Source organism: Legionella bozemanae (genome assembly GCF_001648595.1).
In the GTDB taxonomy this organism is placed as follows: Bacteria; Pseudomonadota; Gammaproteobacteria; order Legionellales; family Legionellaceae; genus Legionella; species Legionella bozemanae.
In genome coordinates this window covers 1-1630 of the sequence record NZ_LBAW01000065.1, presented here as the reverse complement: position 1 = coordinate 1630, position 1630 = coordinate 1, and the positions used below count along the sequence as shown (strand labels likewise).

Genomic DNA, 1630 nt, shown 5'->3' with positions numbered 1-1630 from the left:
TCGGGTTCATGAGCCAGGTAAAAATGAAGTAAGCGTAATAAATCTTCAGCATTACAGGTTCTAAAGCCAATTTTGGCCGACATCAACGAGGCTTCAAAGGCAATACGAAATTGAGCAAAGCAGGCTTTAACGTCTTCCTCATTTTTTCCATTGATTTTATCGACTACGACATAACACTCAGTTTGTGTCATTCTGGGATTAACATTGGTATTGGTTTTAAATCCATGAACTGCGGCCTCACCATAAAACGAACGAAGGCTTTTGCCCATCACACTTAACTGTTCAAAATCTGGAGTCATGAACTGGTTTGAAAAAGCATCCAGCTCATGCCCCACTTGATTGTGTTTGACTAAGATGAGCTGTAAGGTAAATTCATCAGAAACCTTGGTTCTTAAAATCGAATCCAACTGCTCTGCAATTTTTTCATTCGCACCGGTTAACGGGGTGATGCGATACAATAAGCCTGTATTCCAGCGATTAATAAATAAATGCGATTCCTCGTCATAATACTGATAAGGAAGTTCCTTGCAAAAAAGAGGGTATTGGTGATCGCCAACATTTAAGGTATTTTGGGAAGACGATACCTCTTCATCCACCAAATAGCCATCGATTGAATTCCTAAAACCCTGGACGTATTTTTTTAGTGTTGCGAACATAGTTAATCCTAAAAAAGTTCCGTTTCATTTATTTTGAATAAGCACTGCAGCCTACGCATTGCTCTTGTTGCACGTATTGCCCATCCGGTGTAAATCGCCGTGCATCCACCATACGATTCACCTGCTCCATGCTTTGGCACCCACCACGCTCGACAAAAGGACAGCGAACATCTTGATGATCAAAAATGGAGCGTGAACACCCCGTAAGCGTCACTGCCGAACAACAACAGAACAAAACAAACCAAGCTTTAACCATGTACGTCTCCTGTAGGATTAACTGTTGAAAAGAGTGGTTGATTGGGCATCCCATTCTGATTCAAGAATTGCTGCGCCCTTTGCGTATCGGATTGGAACGTGGATTGCGGAGCAGTTGATTCTCCACTGCTACTCTCCCCACCTTCACCGCCTGCTCGGCTAATGGTTGTTGTAATCGCGGCCTCATTTTGAGCCGATTGATTATCAATGGATTTACCCGATTCAAACGATTGGTGCGCCCTATCAATCCAAAAGCCTTTGGTGAACATGATGGATACACGCCGTCCTGCACGTGCCACCACCAGAGGGTGATAAATATCGGCGATTTTCATGATGTAGTCGGAGATTTTATTGGCCGGATTACTCACCGCCCCTCCTGCTGCTGATTGCATCAGCGTAGAGGCCTGACCATAAGTCGTAATGGTGCCTGCGCCTGGATTAATGGTCTGAGCTGTATTGAGGTTTTTAAGCCCATCCCCAAAGCCTGCTAAAATCCCTGCAGCCGCACTGTATTCTAAAAGAGGTTTGGTTTTTAAAATGGATGTACCACGTAAGTCTTGCATCGCATCCAAGTCATACACTGCGCCATACACCTTTTGTTCAAAACTTAAATTAGGTTTCGCACACGAAAGGGTTTCAAGGTGCATCACTACTGCATCATCGGACAAATCACCATACGTAGAGACAATAGCAAGGCAGCCATTAAGGCGTGAATGGCG

Annotated in this window: 3 protein-coding genes; all 3 read right to left on the bottom strand. The window is 44.1% G+C overall.

From position 1 onward, the window contains the following. The coding region (locus tag A8O27_RS17985) for a TraC family protein (protein ID WP_154669263.1) at positions 1-656 on the bottom strand (656 nt) is incomplete at its 3' end. A 28-nt stretch (positions 657-684) separates the two neighbouring features. Continuing rightward, positions 685-912 (bottom strand): hypothetical protein, encoded by a 228-nt coding sequence (locus tag A8O27_RS17980; protein WP_011212483.1) that lies wholly within the window; start codon positions 910-912, stop codon positions 685-687. Beyond that, positions 905-1630 (bottom strand): TraB/VirB10 family protein (locus tag A8O27_RS17975; RefSeq protein ID WP_211269262.1); only part of this gene is annotated, 726 nt, incomplete at its 5' end. The genes A8O27_RS17975 and A8O27_RS17980, both read right to left, overlap by 8 nt.

Excerpts from the sequence above, each read along its gene's own strand:
- A8O27_RS17980 (WP_011212483.1), bottom strand. The coding sequence starts at position 912 with ATGGTTAAAGCTTGGTTTGTTTTGTTCTGTTGTTGTTCGGCAGTGACG.